The 14,757-nt window shown below is 54.3% G+C and carries 21 protein-coding genes and 1 rRNA gene; 20 read left to right on the top strand and 2 right to left on the bottom strand.

Features of this window, described 5'->3' with window-relative positions; translation table 11 throughout:
* Window positions 1-60: 60 nt before the first annotated feature.
* The 16 genes from DLM86_RS30575 (at window position 61) to DLM86_RS30500 (ending at window position 10,584) form a co-directional block, all read left to right on the top strand.
* On the top strand, window positions 61-711 hold the full coding sequence (locus DLM86_RS30575) for an adenylate kinase (protein WP_110843851.1): 651 nt from the start codon (window positions 61-63) through the stop codon (window positions 709-711).
* Window positions 711-1,469 (top strand): type I methionyl aminopeptidase, encoded by a 759-nt coding sequence (map, locus tag DLM86_RS30570; RefSeq protein WP_110843850.1) that lies wholly within the window; start codon window positions 711-713, stop codon window positions 1,467-1,469. The genes DLM86_RS30575 and map overlap by 1 nt, the downstream gene beginning before the upstream one ends.
* 6 nt (window positions 1,470-1,475) lie before the next feature.
* Entirely contained in the window at window positions 1,476-1,787 is a 312-nt protein-coding gene (locus DLM86_RS30565) for a KOW domain-containing RNA-binding protein (protein WP_110843849.1), read from the top strand.
* Window positions 1,788-1,789: 2 nt separating this feature from the next.
* Window positions 1,790-2,008, top strand: a complete 219-nt coding sequence (gene infA, locus DLM86_RS30560; RefSeq protein WP_110843848.1) for a translation initiation factor IF-1 — start codon at window positions 1,790-1,792, stop codon at window positions 2,006-2,008.
* Window positions 2,009-2,104: 96 nt separating this feature from the next.
* A complete protein-coding gene (rpmJ, locus tag DLM86_RS30555) occupies window positions 2,105-2,218 on the top strand; it encodes a 50S ribosomal protein L36 (protein WP_022738894.1) in 114 nt (37 codons plus the stop codon).
* 20 nt (window positions 2,219-2,238) lie between these two features.
* A complete protein-coding gene (gene rpsM / locus DLM86_RS30550; RefSeq protein ID WP_110843847.1) occupies window positions 2,239-2,607 on the top strand; it encodes a 30S ribosomal protein S13 in 369 nt (122 codons plus the stop codon).
* An 18-nt stretch (window positions 2,608-2,625) separates the two neighbouring features.
* Window positions 2,626-3,024 carry a 30S ribosomal protein S11 gene (rpsK, locus tag DLM86_RS30545; protein ID WP_110843846.1) on the top strand — a complete coding sequence of 133 codons (399 nt, stop codon included), beginning with the start codon at window positions 2,626-2,628 and terminating at the stop codon, window positions 3,022-3,024.
* 130 nt (window positions 3,025-3,154) lie between these two features.
* The gene (locus tag DLM86_RS30540) at window positions 3,155-4,099 is read left to right on the top strand and encodes a DNA-directed RNA polymerase subunit alpha (protein WP_110843845.1); all 945 of its coding nucleotides are present in this window, start codon (window positions 3,155-3,157) and stop codon (window positions 4,097-4,099) included.
* Window positions 4,100-4,167: 68 nt separating this feature from the next.
* A complete protein-coding gene (gene rplQ / locus DLM86_RS30535; RefSeq protein WP_110843844.1) occupies window positions 4,168-4,536 on the top strand; it encodes a 50S ribosomal protein L17 in 369 nt (122 codons plus the stop codon).
* A gap of 113 nt (window positions 4,537-4,649) precedes the next feature.
* Window positions 4,650-5,408, top strand: coding sequence for a tRNA pseudouridine(38-40) synthase TruA (truA, locus tag DLM86_RS30530; RefSeq protein WP_110843843.1), 759 nt, complete (start codon window positions 4,650-4,652; stop codon window positions 5,406-5,408).
* Between the two features lie 194 nt (window positions 5,409-5,602).
* Window positions 5,603-6,040 carry a 50S ribosomal protein L13 gene (rplM, locus tag DLM86_RS30525; protein WP_110843842.1) on the top strand — a complete coding sequence of 146 codons (438 nt, stop codon included), beginning with the start codon at window positions 5,603-5,605 and terminating at the stop codon, window positions 6,038-6,040.
* A gap of 19 nt (window positions 6,041-6,059) precedes the next feature.
* Window positions 6,060-6,452 carry a 30S ribosomal protein S9 gene (gene rpsI, locus DLM86_RS30520; protein WP_110843841.1) on the top strand — a complete coding sequence of 131 codons (393 nt, stop codon included), beginning with the start codon at window positions 6,060-6,062 and terminating at the stop codon, window positions 6,450-6,452.
* Between the two features lie 239 nt (window positions 6,453-6,691).
* Window positions 6,692-7,384: a phosphoadenylyl-sulfate reductase gene (locus DLM86_RS30515; protein WP_110843840.1), complete on the top strand. Its 693-nt coding sequence runs from the start codon at window positions 6,692-6,694 to the stop codon at window positions 7,382-7,384.
* A 32-nt stretch (window positions 7,385-7,416) separates the two neighbouring features.
* Window positions 7,417-8,601, top strand: coding sequence for a sulfate adenylyltransferase (gene sat, locus DLM86_RS30510; RefSeq protein WP_110843839.1), 1,185 nt, complete (start codon window positions 7,417-7,419; stop codon window positions 8,599-8,601).
* A gap of 76 nt (window positions 8,602-8,677) precedes the next feature.
* Window positions 8,678-9,418 carry an N-acetylmuramoyl-L-alanine amidase CwlD gene (cwlD, locus tag DLM86_RS30505; RefSeq protein WP_110843838.1) on the top strand — a complete coding sequence of 247 codons (741 nt, stop codon included), beginning with the start codon at window positions 8,678-8,680 and terminating at the stop codon, window positions 9,416-9,418.
* Window positions 9,419-9,510: 92 nt separating this feature from the next.
* A complete protein-coding gene (locus tag DLM86_RS30500; RefSeq protein ID WP_110843837.1) occupies window positions 9,511-10,584 on the top strand; it encodes an Mrp/NBP35 family ATP-binding protein in 1,074 nt (357 codons plus the stop codon).
* 115 nt (window positions 10,585-10,699) lie between these two features.
* On the opposite strand, the gene gerD is transcribed toward DLM86_RS30500, so the two are convergent.
* Window positions 10,700-11,452, bottom strand: coding sequence for a spore germination lipoprotein GerD (gerD, locus tag DLM86_RS30495; protein ID WP_110843836.1), 753 nt, complete (start codon window positions 11,450-11,452; stop codon window positions 10,700-10,702).
* 169 nt (window positions 11,453-11,621) lie between these two features.
* Here gerD and DLM86_RS30490 point away from each other — a divergent pair, with 169 nt between their 5' ends.
* Complete coding sequence (locus DLM86_RS30490) at window positions 11,622-12,239, top strand: KinB-signaling pathway activation protein (RefSeq protein WP_110843835.1); 618 nt, start codon at window positions 11,622-11,624, stop codon at window positions 12,237-12,239.
* Window positions 12,240-12,260: 21 nt separating this feature from the next.
* Here DLM86_RS30490 and pdaB read toward each other — a convergent pair whose 3' ends face one another.
* Window positions 12,261-13,043, bottom strand: coding sequence for a polysaccharide deacetylase family sporulation protein PdaB (gene pdaB, locus DLM86_RS30485; protein WP_110843834.1), 783 nt, complete (start codon window positions 13,041-13,043; stop codon window positions 12,261-12,263).
* A 157-nt stretch (window positions 13,044-13,200) separates the two neighbouring features.
* Here pdaB and DLM86_RS30480 point away from each other — a divergent pair, with 157 nt between their 5' ends.
* The 3 genes from DLM86_RS30480 to DLM86_RS30470 form a co-directional block, all read left to right on the top strand.
* Window positions 13,201-13,812: a stage II sporulation protein M gene (locus tag DLM86_RS30480; protein ID WP_110843963.1), complete on the top strand. Its 612-nt coding sequence runs from the start codon at window positions 13,201-13,203 to the stop codon at window positions 13,810-13,812.
* Window positions 13,813-13,918: 106 nt separating this feature from the next.
* The gene (locus DLM86_RS30475; protein ID WP_110843833.1) at window positions 13,919-14,137 is read left to right on the top strand and encodes a hypothetical protein; all 219 of its coding nucleotides are present in this window, start codon (window positions 13,919-13,921) and stop codon (window positions 14,135-14,137) included.
* A gap of 324 nt (window positions 14,138-14,461) precedes the next feature.
* A 16S ribosomal RNA gene (locus tag DLM86_RS30470) occupies window positions 14,462-14,757 on the top strand; the annotation flags it as partial.

Below are 14,757 nucleotides of genomic sequence, written 5' to 3'. Positions count from 1 at the left end.
TTGCAAATCACGCATGAAGGACGTTTTCGCCCGCGGAAACATCCAGGGAGGGTGCGTACAGTGAACATTCTTTTCATGGGTCCTCCGGGAGCCGGTAAAGGAACGCAAGCCGAACGGATCGTCGACGAATTCCGCGTCCCGCATATCTCGACGGGCGACGCTTTCCGGCTCGCGATGAGCCAAGGAACGGCGCTTGGCGTCAAAGCCAAAAGCTTTGTCGATCAAGGGCTTCTCGTCCCCGACGAGATTACGAACGGAATCGTGAAAGAGCGTCTCGAGAAACCGGATTGCGACAACGGGTTTTTGCTGGACGGGTTTCCGAGAACGATCGCGCAAGCCGAGGCGCTTGACGAGATGTTGGCTTCGATGGGGAAACGAATCGATCATGTCATCAACCTGAAAGTCGACCGCGACCTGCTGCTCGGCCGGTTGACCGGAAGACGCATCTGCAAATCTTGCGGCGCGACCTACCATGTGCTGTTCAATCCGCCCAAAGTAGACAACGTCTGCGACAAATGCTCGGGCGAGCTGTACCAGCGCTCCGACGATACGGAGGAAAAGGTAGGAACCCGGTTGGACGAATACACGAACAAGACGGCTCCGCTGCTCGAGTATTACGCGGGCAAAGGGCTGCTTCGCGAAGTGGACGGCCAACAAGATATCGATGCGGTGACGGCCGAGATTTCTTCTTTGCTGAGAGGTCAAGCCTGATGATCATTTGTAAGACCGAAGCTGAACTCGATCTTATGCGGGAAGCCGGCCGGATCGTCGCCGAGACGCACCGGCTGATGGCCGAAGCGGTTCAGCCTGGCATTACAACCAAGGAATTGGATCACATCGCGGAAACGTATATCAACAGTCAGGGCGCTACCCCATCTTTCAAAGGCTATAACGGTTTTCCTGCCAGTATCTGTGCTTCGGTCAACGAGGAACTGGTACACGGATTTCCCGGCGACAGAAAGCTGAAGGAAGGCGACATCATCAGCATCGACATCGGCGCGAAGTACAAAGGATATCACGGCGATTCCGCCTGGACGTATCCGGTGGGCCAAGTTTCGGACACGGCCCGCAAGCTGCTGGACGTGACGGAGCGAGCGCTGTATGCGGGACTCGCGAAAGCGAAAGCGGATGTCCGCCTGTTTACCATCTCGCATGCGATTCAGACGTGCGTGGAGGAAGAAGGCTTTTCGATCGTGCGCGAGTATGTGGGGCACGGAATTGGTCAAAACTTGCATGAGGAACCGCAGATCCCCAATTACGGGCTGCCGGACCGCGGACCCCGGTTGAAGCCGGGCATGGTGCTCGCCATCGAACCGATGGTGAACGTCGGCGAACGGTACGTGAGGACGTTGGAGGATAATTGGACGGTCGTAACCGTGGACGGTTCGCTCTGCGCTCACTTCGAGCATACGATCGCCATTACTCCCGACGGATTCGAGATTTTGACCAAATCCGCGAGAAACGGGTGACGCTCGATGGAAGATACCGCGATTGAACCGCAAGTCGGCCGGATCGTCAAAGTACTGCGAGGCCGCGAGCAGGAGAAATACGCAGTTATCGTCCGGATCATCGACGATCGGTTCGTATGGATCGCCGACGGCGACAAGCGCAAATTCGACCAGCCGAAAAAGAAAAACCTGCTTCATCTGGAGCTGCTCGATCATGTGAGCGGCGAGGTGGCCGACAGCATCAAGGAAACCGGGCGTGTGACCAACGGCAAACTACGTTACGCGTTGAACAAATATTTGGAAAGCGTGCAATCCGAAGCGCATGAGAAAGGAGATTGACCGTGGCCAAAGAAGATGTGATTGAGGTAGAAGGCAAAGTAATCGAACCTCTCCCGAACGCCATGTTCAAGGTGGAGCTCGAGAACGGGCACCAAGTGCTGGCCCACGTATCGGGCAAAATCCGGATGCACTTCATCCGTATATTGCCAGGGGACAAAGTGACCGTCGAGCTGTCGCCGTACGATTTGAGCAGAGGCCGGATTACGTATCGGTTTAAATAAAAAGGTTAGATGCAACGCTTAACGGCTTTCCTATCGGAAAGCTCAGCAACGCTTACGATGCAGCTTTCCATCGGAAAGCTCTCAGGAGGTATAACCATGAAAGTAAGACCGTCGGTCAAACCGATTTGTGAAAAATGCAAAGTCATTCGTCGCAAAGGCGCGGTCATGGTCATTTGCGAAAATCCGAAGCATAAGCAAAAACAAGGTTAAAAGGAGGTGCACGAACACTAATGGCTCGTATAGCTGGAGTAGACTTGCCCCGTGACAAACGCGTGGAAATCGCGCTGACGTACATTTTCGGGATCGGCAAAACGACTTCCCAAAAAATCCTCGCGCAAACCGGCGTGGACGTCAACACCCGTGTTCGCGACTTGACGGAAGATGAAGTGAACAAAATCCGTGAAGCGATCGACAAAACGTTGAAAGTGGAAGGCGACCTTCGTCGCGAGATTGCCCTCAACATCAAGCGGCTCGTAGAAATCGGCTGCTATCGCGGTATTCGTCATCGCCGCGGCTTGCCGGTTCGCGGTCAACGCACCAAAACGAACGCGCGTACGCGTAAAGGTCCTCGTCGTACGGTAGCGAATAAGAAGAAATAATAAGGGGGGATAACTCTCATGGCAAAGCCTAAAAAAGCAGCAGCACGCACGAAACGTCGTGACCGTAAAAATATCGAGACCGGTGTGGCCCATATCCGTTCGACGTTCAACAACACGATCGTAACGATTACGGACCCGCACGGTAACGCGATTTCTTGGGCAAGCTCCGGTAACCTGGGCTTCAAGGGATCCCGTAAAAGCACTCCGTATGCGGCCCAAATGGCTGCCGAATCCGCAGCCAAAGCCGCTATGGAGCATGGAATGAGAAGCGTGGAAGTCATGGTCAAAGGCCCGGGTGCCGGTCGCGAAGCGGCGATTCGTTCGCTTCAAGCGGCAGGACTCGAAGTCAACCTGATCAAGGACGTAACGCCGATTCCTCACAATGGCTGCCGCCCGCCAAAACGTCGTCGTGTCTGAGTAGTGGTTTCCTATATAGTATAAATATCCGAAACATGTGAATAATGGTTGTGGACGATAGGCATACTATGCTTTTTTGCGCGTACAGGGAATCCGGAGGGAAACGACGTTTTTAAGGAGGGTTAAGTTCATGATCGAAATTGAAAAGCCTAAAATCGAAACCGTCGAATTGAACGATGACGGCAAATACGGCAAGTTCGTGATCGAACCGTTGGAGCGCGGATACGGGACAACGCTCGGGAATTCCTTGCGCCGCATCCTGCTCTCCTCGCTGCCGGGAGCTGCCGTCAATTCCGTTCAGATCGACGGCGTGCTGCACGAGTTTTCGACAGTGCCGGGCGTGATGGAGGATGTGACGGAGATTATCCTGAACTTGAAAGGATTGTCTCTGAAAATCCATTCCGACGAGGAAAAGGTGCTCGAAATCGATGCCGAAGGCGAAGGCAATGTCGTCGCCGGCGACATTCGCGCGGACAGCGATGTGGAAATTCTCAATCCCGATCTGCACATCGCCACGCTCGCGGCGGACGCCAGACTGCATATGCGTATTCACGCTGGACGCGGCAGAGGCTACGTTCCCGCGGATCGGAACAAGAAAGAAGACCAACCGATCGGAGTCATCCCGGTTGATTCGATCTACACGCCGATTACCCGCGTGAACTACAGCGTCGAAAACACCCGTGTCGGTCAAGTCACGAACTACGACAAACTTACCCTCGAAGTGTGGACCGATGGAAGCATTCGACCGGAAGAGGCCGTCAGCCTGGGCGCCAAAATTTTGACCGAACATCTCATGCTGTTCGTCGGCTTGACCGACGAAGCGAAAGACGCGGAGATTATGGTCGAGAAGGAAGAAGACAAGAAAGAAAAAGTGTTGGAGATGACGATCGAAGAGCTGGATCTTTCGGTTCGTTCCTACAACTGCTTGAAACGTGCGGGTATCAATACCGTGCAAGAGCTGATCACGAAAACCGAAGAAGATATGATGAAGGTTCGCAACTTGGGCCGCAAATCTTTGGAGGAAGTTCAAGAGAAGCTGGAAGAGCTCGGACTCGGCTTGCGCGCGGAAGATTGATCGACGAACGGAACTCCTGCGCGGCTGTTCCATGTTCAACCGTACGACTACAGAAGGAGGGGAAACAGATGGCATACCAAAAATTGGGCCGTGACTCCAGCGCTCGCAAAGCTTTGTTTCGTGACCTGGTAACCGACCTGTTCTTATACGAACGTATCCAAACGACCGAGGCGAAGGCGAAAGAAGTTCGCTCCATTGCGGAGAAACTCATTACGCTGGCGAAGCGCGGCGATCTGCACGCTCGCCGTCAAGCGGCTGCATTTGTCCGTCGCGAAGAATTGCCCGACGCGGATCAAGACGCGATCCAGAAGCTGTTCTCGGAACTCGCGACTCGCTACTCGGAACGTCCGGGTGGATACACTCGTATCTTGAAGCTGGGACCTCGCCGTGGCGATGCGGCTCCCATGGTGTACTTGGAACTGGTAGATCGAGCTTAATCGACCGGATGAAAGGGTGGACAGAATCGCTGATTCTGCTGAAGCCCTTTTTTTTGTAAGTACGCATGGGCGACGAACGAGACTCGGCACAGGTTTCGATTTTGGGGTGCAAGATGAGGAATTTGGTTATGACCGTAAGCTATGACGGAACGCAATATTTCGGTTTCCAATCGCAGCCCGGCGGGAATACGATTCAGGACCGGATCGAAGCGGCCATCGAACAGCTTACGGGGGAACGAATCGCCATCACCTCGTCGGGGCGGACCGATGCGGGCGTGCATGCGAGAGCCCAAATTATCAACTTTCATACGTCGTCCCTTATTCCGCTCGAACGGTGGGCGATGGCGCTTAATTCGCGTCTGCCTCCGGACATTCGCATCATGGAGGCGCGTACGGCGGATCCGCAATTCCACGCGCGCAGATCGGCCAAGAGGAAAACGTACCGGTACACGATCAACACGAATCGGGTGCCGGACGTATTCCAGCGACATCTCCAATTTCACCATCCGACTCGGCTTGATGTGGAAGCGATGCGCCATGCGCTCCGGGCGCTGATCGGCGAGCATGATTTCACGACGTTTTGTTCGGTGAAATCGACGAAGCCCTCGCACGTGCGAACGATTTTCGACGCCGAGATCGTGGAGGAGCGCGAATCGGCCGCCTCTTCTTCGTCCGGATTGATTCATGTGTTCGTAACCGGGAACGGTTTTTTGCAGCATATGGTGCGAATCATCGTCGGCACGCTGATGCAGGTCGGAGAAGGCAAGCGAGACCCGTCGGAAATGGCGGTCATCCTCCAAGCCCGCAACCGGAAGCTGGCCGGGCCGACGGCGATGGCCCACGGGTTGATGCTCTGGGAAGTCGTGTATTGATTCGCGATGGGCGAAAGAAGCGCATGCGTTCCCCGAAAGAACGTCTTGCGCTACACCCGGAAATGTTGTAATATATTAGATGGCTCTTTTCACAACTGGCCTCCCACGCCCCGAGTTGTGAGAAGGCATCTGCTTCGATCAAGATGAACATAACGAATGCGTGACATGGAGATTTATTTAGGAGGACAAAGCGAATGCGTACCACATATATGGCGAAGCCGAACGAAGTTCAAAAGAAATGGTACATCATCGATGCAGCCGGTCAAACGCTCGGCCGTATGGCCAGCGAAGCCGCATCGATCTTGCGCGGCAAGACGAAGCCGGAGTTCACCCCGCATATCGATACCGGCGATTTCGTCATCATCATCAACGCCGATAAAGTCGTACTGACGGGCAAGAAGCTGCAACAGAAAAAATATTACCGCCACTCTCAATATCCGGGCGGTTTGAAGACGACGACCGCACAAGAGATGCTGAACAATAAGCCGGAGCGTATGGTTGAGCTGGCCGTTTACGGCATGCTGCCGAAAAACCGGATCGGCGACAGCTTGAAGACGAAGCTGAAAGTTTACGCAGGCTCGGAACACCCGCACCAAGCACAACAACCTGAAGCTTGGCAGCTTCGCGGATAATTAGAGGGAGGATCTGTTCATGGCACAAGTACAATATTACGGAACCGGCCGTCGGAAGCACTCCGTCGCACGCGTACGTCTCGTACCGGGCGAAGGCCGGATTGTGATCAATAACCGCGCACTGGACGAATATTTCGGTCTGGAGACGTTGAAGCTCATCGTGAAGCAGCCGCTCGCGCTGACTGAGACGGGCGGCAAGTACGACGTCCTCGTTATCGCCAATGGCGGCGGTACGACCGGACAAGCGGGCGCGATCCGTCACGGCATTTCCCGCGCATTGCTGAAAGCCGATCCGGAATTCCGCGGACCGCTCAAGCGCGCCGGATTCCTGACGCGCGACCCGCGCATGAAAGAACGGAAGAAGTACGGCTTGAAAGCAGCCCGCCGTGCGCCTCAGTTCTCGAAGCGCTAATCCGATTCCCATCGATCGTTTACAGCAACAAGGCCTTTTCCGCACAGCGGAAAAGGTCTTTTTTTGTTTTCACCAATAACCGGCTTCGCCATACTATAGTGATGTGCCCAAAAAAACGAGAGGTTCATAACGATATGTATTGACACCCCATTAATTAACCTTATAATGAGTATATACCTTAATTCATATAAACTAACTCGGAAATCAAAAAATGGATTCGAACAAGGAGGATCATACGTATGAACTTGCTTGAGAAAGAAGCGCTCATCCGAGATGCCGCCGAGACGCTGGAATCGCAACGTCCGGAGGCTGTGTTGAAGTGGGCGGTCGAGACGTTCCCGAACATTACGTTCGCCTGCAGCTTCGGCGCGGAGGACGTCGTGCTGGTCGATATGCTGCAGAAGGTGTCGCCTTCGACGGACATCTTTTACTTGGATACCGATCTCCACTTCAAGGAGACCTATGAGACGAGAGACCGGCTCGAGGCGCGTTACGGATTGAAATTCATTCGCGTCAGCCCGAAGCTTACGCTGGAGCAGCAAGCGGAACGCCATGGCGACGAGCTGTGGAAATCCGATCCGACCGCGTGCTGCAACATTCGCAAAGTCGAGCCGTTGACCGATATATTGGGCAAGTACGAAGCATGGATCACCGGCATTCGCCGCGATCAGGCTCCGACGCGGGCCAATGCGAAGAAGATTGAGTATGACGTCAAGTTCGGTCTCGTGAAATTCAATCCGATCGCCGATTGGACGTCGGACGATGTATGGAACTATATTCGTGAAAACGAATTGATCTATAATCCGCTGCACGATCAATATTACCCGAGCATCGGCTGTGAGAAGTGCACGCGTCAAGTGCTCCCCGGCGAAGATCCGCGGGCGGGTCGTTGGTCCGGGTTCGAGAAAACGGAATGCGGCCTGCATAAGTAAAGCAGAACGTCCGATTTGGGAGGATTATAATCATGGCAGAAACGATAAAGCCTCATGGCGGCGCTTTGGTCAATCGCGTCGTCACCGGCGCCCAGCGCGACGGCTTGTTGAAGGAAGCGGAAGATTTGCAGCACATTCCGGTTAACGCCTGGACCGTGTCCGACCTTGATTTGATCGGCATCGGCGCTTTTTCTCCGCTTACCGGGTTCCTCGAGGAGAAGGATTACCGTTCGGTGCTTGACCGGATGCGTCTGGCCGACGGGACGGTGTGGAGCATTCCGATCGTCTTGCCGGTCGAGGATGCGCTTGCGGAGCGTCTGCTGGTCGGGGAAAGGGTGGCGCTTGTCGGTGAAGAAGACGGCGTCGTATACGCCGTTTTGGACGTGCGCAGCGTGTATCGTGTCGATCAGCGGGAAGAAGCGGTCAAGGTGTTCAAAACGGACGATTTGGAGCATCCGGGCGTGCAAAAGCTGTTCTCGCGGCCCAAGACGTACGTGGGCGGTCCGATTCAGCTGCTGAACCGTCCGAAGCCGGATAAATTCCAGGAATTTTATTTCGACCCGGCGGAGACCCGCAAAAAGTTCGTGCAAAACGGCTGGAAAACCGTCGTCGGCTTCCAAACCCGCAACCCGGTTCACCGGGCGCACGAATATATTCAGAAGACGGCGCTGGAAATCGTCGACGGCTTGTTCCTCAATCCGTTGGTCGGCGAGACGAAGTCCGACGATATCAATGCGGACGTGCGGATGCGAAGCTATCTGGTGCTGCTCGACCATTATTATCCGAAGGCACGTACGATGCTCGGCGTTTTCCCGGCGGCGATGCGTTACGCGGGGCCCCGCGAGGCGATTTTTCATGCGATGGTGCGCAAAAATTACGGATGCACCCACTTCATCGTCGGGCGCGACCATGCCGGCGTAGGCGATTATTACGGCACGTACGAGGCGCAGGACATTTTCAAAAACTTTACGGCCGATGAGCTCGGCATTACGCCGCTTTTCTTCGAGCACAGCTTCTTCTGCACGAAGTGCGGCAACATGGGGACGAGCAAGACGTGCCCGCACGATAAATCGCATCATATGCATTTGTCCGGTACGAAGGTTCGGGCGATGCTGAGGGAGGGCATATGCCCGCCGGCGGAATTTACCCGTCCGGAAGTCGCCAAGGTGCTGATCGAAGGAATGTCCGATCAATTGGTGCCCTCGTCCAATCCATAGGTATATTTGTCCATCCCGGTCCATATAGATTTTATCGTTACACGAAAAGTCTAGCGGAACTGGGGTGGATTTTTTTATGCGGAAAAGAAGGGCGCGCGTCGTCGTCTGGCTCAATACGAACGGCATGCTGAAGCTGCTGCTGTCGACGGCGATGGTACTGCTCATGATTTTCTTGTTCACCTACGAATTGCCCACGACCCGAACCTGGACGTATTGGACGATGCCTTTGTCGGGAAAAGTGATCGCCATCGACGCCGGGCACGGCGGACCGGACGGCGGAGCGGTCAGCAGCGGCGGGCTCGTCGAGAAGGAAGTGAATCTCGCCATCTCGCTTTACTTGCGCGATTATTTGCAGCAGTCCGGAGCGGTAGTCGTCATGACGCGCGAGGAGGATACCGATCTGGCCGCCGAAGGGACGAAGGGCTACAGCAAGCGCAAAACCGAAGATTTGCTCAAGCGCGTCGACTTGATCCGGAGCAAGAAAGCCGACATGCTGGTCAGCATCCATCTGAACAGCATTCCTTCTCCGAAGTGGAACGGGGCGCAAACGTTTTATTTTCCGACCAATGCGGAGGGCAAGAAGCTCGCGGAGAGCATTCAGGGCGAAATTCGCGCCAATTTGAACAATACCGACCGCGTGCCGAAAACCGAAGACACGTTTTATTTGCTCAAAGCGCTCGATATTCCGGCGACGCTCGTCGAAGTCGGGTTTTTGTCCAATCCGCAGGAAGCGCGCTTGATGGCGGATGCCGGCTATCAGAAGAAAGTGGCGGAATCGATTTACCGGGGGATTTTGCGCTATGCGACCGATAAATGAACGGCGGGATTTACGTTTCGCATTTTCGAGCCGGCTGCGACATGTGCTATAATGATCGAAGGTTCGAAAACGCATAACGGGGGGCTGCCCACATGACTCGGGAACAGGTGCTGGAGTCGCTGCGTCATTTGCAGGATCCGGTTTACGGGATAAGCATGGTCGAATTGAACGCCATCAAGGATGTCATGGTGAAGGAAAACAGCGTGGCGATGAGCGTTGTGCTCTCGACGGACGACGAGGGACGGAAAGAAGAGCTGCGCCGTGAGATTGCGGGCGTATTGAATCGGAGCGGGATAGCCGACGTTCATATCCGGTTCCGCGAAATGTCCGATTACGAGCGCGCGGAAGCGGCCAAGAAGGCGAATCCGGAGCCCGTCAAGCCGACTCCGACCAATTTGCTGGCGGAAGGCTCGAAAACGACCTTTATCGCCGTTGCCAGCGGTAAAGGGGGCGTAGGCAAGTCGACCGTGGCCGTCAATCTGGCCGTCGCATTGGCAAGGAAAGGCAAACGGGTCGGCATTATCGATGCCGATATTTACGGTTTCAGCGTGCCCGACATGATGGGCATCGAAGACCGTCCCGAGCTCGTCGACCAATTGATCCGTCCGGTGGAACGGTATGGCGTCAAGGTCATTTCGATGGGCTTTTTCGTTCAGGACAACGCGCCGGTCATTTGGCGGGGGCCGATGCTCGGCAAAATGCTGCGCAACTTCTTCTCCGAGGTAGAATGGGGCGAGCTCGACTACATGGTGCTCGACCTGCCGCCGGGAACGGGCGACGTGGCGCTGGACGTTCATCAGATGATTCCGCACAGCAAGGAAATCATCGTTACGACGCCGCACGCGACCGCCGCTTTCGTAGCGGCCAGAGCGGGGGCGATGGCGGTGCACACGAATCACGAAATCATCGGCGTCGTCGAGAATATGGCGTATTACGCCTGCGGCCAGTGCGGTCACAAAGATTATGTGTTCGGACGCGGCGGAGGAGCCAAGCTGGCCGAAGAGCTTCATACGAAGCTGCTGGCCCAAATTCCGCTGGGCGCGCCGGACAATCACCCCAGCGAGCCCGATTATTCGCCGTCCGTTTATAAGGCCGATAGCGACGTCGGACAAATGTATTTGGAAGTCGCCGAAGCGGTAATTCGGCAAAACGAAACCGAAGCATAACGCAGCGAAGGTCGACTTTCGGCGATCGCGGGAATGGTTCGCAGCAGAAAAAAGGACTGGCACCCGGCCAGTCCTTTTTGTATAGGGTATGGAGTCGAGTGAGCGAGGGCGGTTATTAACCGCCGCCTCCACCGCCTCCACCGCCTCCACCGCCACCGCCGCCGCCACCGCCGCCGCCTTGCTTGTCGCCTTCTTGGCCGCCGCCTTTTTTCCCCTGCTGCTTCTCCCCTTGCTTGCCGCCTTGCGCTTGCGGCTGGGCCTGCTCTTCCATAACCTTCTTGAGCAAATTCATGAGTTCCAGTCGGTATAGCGGACTTTGCAGCGCTTCTTGCATGACGGTCATGACTTGCTGCCGATACTGGGCGCTTTTCATAACGTCCATGAGCATTTTCTCATACTCGGGATTTTTCATCAGATCGATCATCTGCTTCTGATACTCCGGGTCCTTCATCAAATCCTTTTGCAGCTGTTTGTTCTCTTTCTGCAGCGCCTTGGCGAAATCGCCGGCAAATTTCGGATCCGTCATCATCGTTTTGATCATTTTGTCGCTGCCGTCGGACGTCAGCACGTCCTTCACGACGACTTGCAGCTGTTGGGCATCCTGCGCCGACAGCATCTGAATTTTGCCGCCGCCGCCCGCCGATTGGGCTTGCATACCGCCGCCGCCCCCGCCGCCATTCCCGCCGCCCTTCGTCGCTTCCTTAATCGCTTTTTTGCCGTCTTCGGATTTCAAAATATCCATGACCATCGATTTCGTATCTTTATATCCTTGCGAGCTGCTGCCTTCGGAAGAGCCGCCGCTTCCGCATGAGATCAGTAAAGGCAACAGCAGCAACACGGCGTACCCGCGCATCCGTCTCCAGTTCATGGAACCTGTTGCTCCCTTCATGTGGTTTCCCGCTTAGTATTCGTTTAATCGGGCGCTTTATGTTCGGAGAACTTTGGTTTGGGAAATTCGCTTTTGGTTGTGCGGGTTGATACAATTGTCTATAATTAGTTGGTGCAAGGGGAATGGGACGAGTCGGAGGGGTTCGAACTTGACGTTAAAAAAATGGGGCTATTTGTTTTGGACGACCCTGTTGGTCGGGACGGCGGTCGGCATGATCGCCGGCATCGCGTTGAAGCTCACGGTGCCGAATTTCGTGTTTCTGGGCGTCGAGGTCGGCTGGTACGAGTGGCTGTTTATGCTGTTCGGTGCCGGGATGATCGCCGTTTTGAGCCAGATGGGCTTTTTCGCTTATCTCACGGTACGTTTTGTCGCGCTTAATTTGTTTCGGGGCAAATTGCTCTATTGGGACATTTTGCAAGTTATTCTTATCATCGTAGCCTTGTTCGATATCGTCTATCTGCGATATACCGGTGCCGCCAATGACGGCAACGGAAGCTGGGTACAGTACATTTTGCTGCCGATCGTCATTTTGCTGGTATCGATCGCGGTAACGTACCGGAAAGTCAAGGAGACGAACCGGCGCGCTTTGATCCCTACGTTGTTTTTCATGTCCGTTGCGACGATTCTTGAGGCCGTTCCGGCGTTCAACCTGAATGAAGCGACTTATACGACTATTATGGTCGCCCCGCTGCTTGCCTGCAATGCTTGGCAAATCCTGCTGCTGCACCGGCTGCTGCCGGCAAATAACAACCCCAAGAGCGGATAACTCTCGGGGTTGTCGTTTTTTTTAATGAATGGTGCCGCCGGTTTGACGCTCCGCTTCCTTATGCTCCACCGACGTTTGCTGAATCAGCTCGCTGACCGTAACGAATTCGTATCCTTTGGCCCGCAGCTGGTCGATAATAACGGGCAGCGCCTCGTGAGTCTGCGTGCACGTATCGCTTGCATGCATCAGGACGATATCGCCGGGGTGCGCTTTCGTTACGACGCGATTGATAATATTGTCGACGCCTTTGTTCATCCAGTCCAACGAGTCGGTGTCCCACTGGATCACTTTATAATTAAGCTCGTTCGCGATGCGCAGGACGCGCTTGTCGAAGTCGCCGTTGGGCAGTCGGATCAAGCCGGGCGTCTGTCCGGTCACCTGCTGCAAAATACCGTGGGCCGTCGAGATCTGCGTACGGATTTCTTCGTCGCTCAATTTGCTGTAATTGACGTGCTTATGGCCGTGGCTGCCGATTTCCCAACCGCCTTTGACGATTTTATTCACGATTTCCGGGTGCTGCTGGCTCCAGGGGGAGGACAGGAAGAAGGTAGCTTTTTTCACGCCCTTCTCTTGCAAAATGTTTAGAATCGGCTCGGCGCGCTTGTCTCCCCAGCTGATGTCGAACGTAAGGGCGATTACCTTCTTGTCCGTTTCGACGCTGTAGATGGCCGCCGGTTCGCTCTGCGAGAAGACGGTAATGTTGCCGCTTTCGGAGTAGACGATTCCGACCGCGAACACGACGGCGATGAAGACGATCAAGTACCGTTTCAGTCTCGTGCCGTTCATGACGTAAAAAAAGTTCACGGCAATTTCAGGCCTCCTTTGGAACCTTTGCACGAACGAAGCGTTTCGCGCGCAAAAGGCTTGTATATGGTTTATAATAAAATGTATGCTCGTACGTCCCGCTTATGCGTTCGATTCCGGACAAACCTTTAAAGAGAAGGAGCGTCATCCGTTTCCGATGAGTATTCATGCGCTGTTCCGCCATTTTAAAGAAATGCATAATTATTTTATCGCCGCGACACTCGTTTTCGTATGCGGCATCGTGCTCGGCTACGGTTACTCCGATCGGTTCGACAACATCCTCCAAAGCCAGGTGGAAGGGCTGCGCGATTTGGCAAAAGCCATTTCCGAGAAAGACCATTCGATGCTTTGGCTGTTCGGCTTCATTTTTTTGAACAATGCGATCAAATCGGTGCTTATCGTGTATGCGGGCGTCTTCTTCGGTATATTGCCGATCGGCTTTCTGCTTATTAACGGGATGGTAATCGGGTACTTGGCCGAGCTGCAGACGGAAGCGGGGCAACTGGCCTTCTTGTTAAAAGGTCTTATTCCGCACGGCGTGATCGAGATTCCCGCCATCATTATCGCCTGCGCTTACGGGATCAAGTTCGGATCGATTATGGGTAAAGGTACGCTCCGCTTGGTGAACGCGCGTGGCCGGCAATCGTTTGCGGCCGATCTGGAGCGATTCATGAAGCTGACAGTTCCCTTGATCGGATTGCTTGTCGTCTCGCTGCTGGCAGCGGCGATCATCGAGAGCTTCGTGACGCCTTGGGTCATCCGGTTATAAAATTTGCGCCCCCAATCATAAAATTGGCAAATTGTGAGCATAACAGTAAAGCGGTGCACACAACCGTTAAGATTACGATAACGGACAGGGGGCGCAATAAACTTCCATGCTCGGATTTTTATTCAATCAAAGAGAATGCAAAGAACTCGGCTACGTATTGCGCAAAGAACTGGATGAGATGCTGTTCGATTTGAAGGATCACCGACTGGACGGCGACGTCAAAAATGCGATCGAATCGCGTTATAAAGTCGTATTCCGCATGTATGCCCGGCTGGCTTCCCCCAAAGATTTGTCACGCTATGCGCGGAATCGAAACTATCAATAAACGGCTGTCGTATGTTGACCCGAAAAGGCTTGACGGGTAGAGACGGATATGATAAATTATGTTTCGCGACATCGCACGATGCCAGGTGGTACAAGCTTCCAAACGAATGATTTCGAAAAAATGCTTGCATTGGTCATGGGCGATGTGTTATATTAAAGAGGTCGTCGCTAAACAGCATTCGAGCAAATGGTTGCTGTGAAAGACGACGAATAGAGCAATCCTTGTTCCTTGAAAACTGAACAACGAGCGTGCAAGTGCGGTCTCGCAAGAGACCACAACAAGTCAGTACGAAATGAGCAATCGGCTCATCCAATAAGCAGTACCTTTTTGGAGAGTTTGATCCTGGCTCAGGACGAACGCTGGCGGCGTGCCTAATACATGCAAGTCGAGCGAGTCTCTTCGGAGACTAGCGGCGGACGGGTGAGTAACACGTAGGCAACCTGCCCGTAAGACCGGGATAACGTTCGGAAACGAACGCTAATACCGGATAGGTGGAGAGAAGGCATCTTCTTTCCTGGAAAGGCGGAGCAATCTGCCACTTACGGATGGGCCTGCGGCGCATTAGCTAGTTGGCGGGGTAACGGCCCACCAAGGCGACGATGCGTAGCCGACCTGAGAGG

Origin of the sequence: Paenibacillus flagellatus (genome assembly GCF_003217775.1) — a bacterium.
In the GTDB taxonomy this organism is placed as follows: Bacteria; Bacillota; Bacilli; order Paenibacillales; family NBRC-103111; genus Paenibacillus_AB; species Paenibacillus_AB flagellatus.
This window is presented reverse-complemented; position numbering and strand designations above follow the sequence as displayed.

Excerpts from the sequence above, each read along its gene's own strand:
- map (WP_110843850.1), top strand. The coding sequence starts at position 711 with ATGATCATTTGTAAGACCGAAGCTGAACTCGATCTTATGCGGGAAGCC.
- DLM86_RS30565 (WP_110843849.1), top strand. The coding sequence starts at position 1,476 with ATGGAAGATACCGCGATTGAACCGCAAGTCGGCCGGATCGTCAAAGTA.
- rpmJ (WP_022738894.1), top strand. The coding sequence starts at position 2,105 with ATGAAAGTAAGACCGTCGGTCAAACCGATTTGTGAAAAATGCAAAGTC.
- rpsM (WP_110843847.1), top strand. The coding sequence starts at position 2,239 with ATGGCTCGTATAGCTGGAGTAGACTTGCCCCGTGACAAACGCGTGGAA.
- rpsK (WP_110843846.1), top strand. The coding sequence starts at position 2,626 with ATGGCAAAGCCTAAAAAAGCAGCAGCACGCACGAAACGTCGTGACCGT.
- DLM86_RS30540 (WP_110843845.1), top strand. The coding sequence starts at position 3,155 with ATGATCGAAATTGAAAAGCCTAAAATCGAAACCGTCGAATTGAACGAT.
- rplQ (WP_110843844.1), top strand. The coding sequence starts at position 4,168 with ATGGCATACCAAAAATTGGGCCGTGACTCCAGCGCTCGCAAAGCTTTG.
- truA (WP_110843843.1), top strand. The coding sequence starts at position 4,650 with ATGAGGAATTTGGTTATGACCGTAAGCTATGACGGAACGCAATATTTC.
- rplM (WP_110843842.1), top strand. The coding sequence starts at position 5,603 with ATGCGTACCACATATATGGCGAAGCCGAACGAAGTTCAAAAGAAATGG.
- rpsI (WP_110843841.1), top strand. The coding sequence starts at position 6,060 with ATGGCACAAGTACAATATTACGGAACCGGCCGTCGGAAGCACTCCGTC.
- DLM86_RS30515 (WP_110843840.1), top strand. The coding sequence starts at position 6,692 with ATGAACTTGCTTGAGAAAGAAGCGCTCATCCGAGATGCCGCCGAGACG.
- sat (WP_110843839.1), top strand. The coding sequence starts at position 7,417 with ATGGCAGAAACGATAAAGCCTCATGGCGGCGCTTTGGTCAATCGCGTC.
- cwlD (WP_110843838.1), top strand. The coding sequence starts at position 8,678 with ATGCGGAAAAGAAGGGCGCGCGTCGTCGTCTGGCTCAATACGAACGGC.
- DLM86_RS30500 (WP_110843837.1), top strand. The coding sequence starts at position 9,511 with ATGACTCGGGAACAGGTGCTGGAGTCGCTGCGTCATTTGCAGGATCCG.
- gerD (WP_110843836.1), bottom strand. The coding sequence starts at position 11,452 with ATGAACTGGAGACGGATGCGCGGGTACGCCGTGTTGCTGCTGTTGCCT.
- DLM86_RS30480 (WP_110843963.1), top strand. The coding sequence starts at position 13,201 with ATGAGTATTCATGCGCTGTTCCGCCATTTTAAAGAAATGCATAATTAT.
- DLM86_RS30475 (WP_110843833.1), top strand. The coding sequence starts at position 13,919 with ATGCTCGGATTTTTATTCAATCAAAGAGAATGCAAAGAACTCGGCTAC.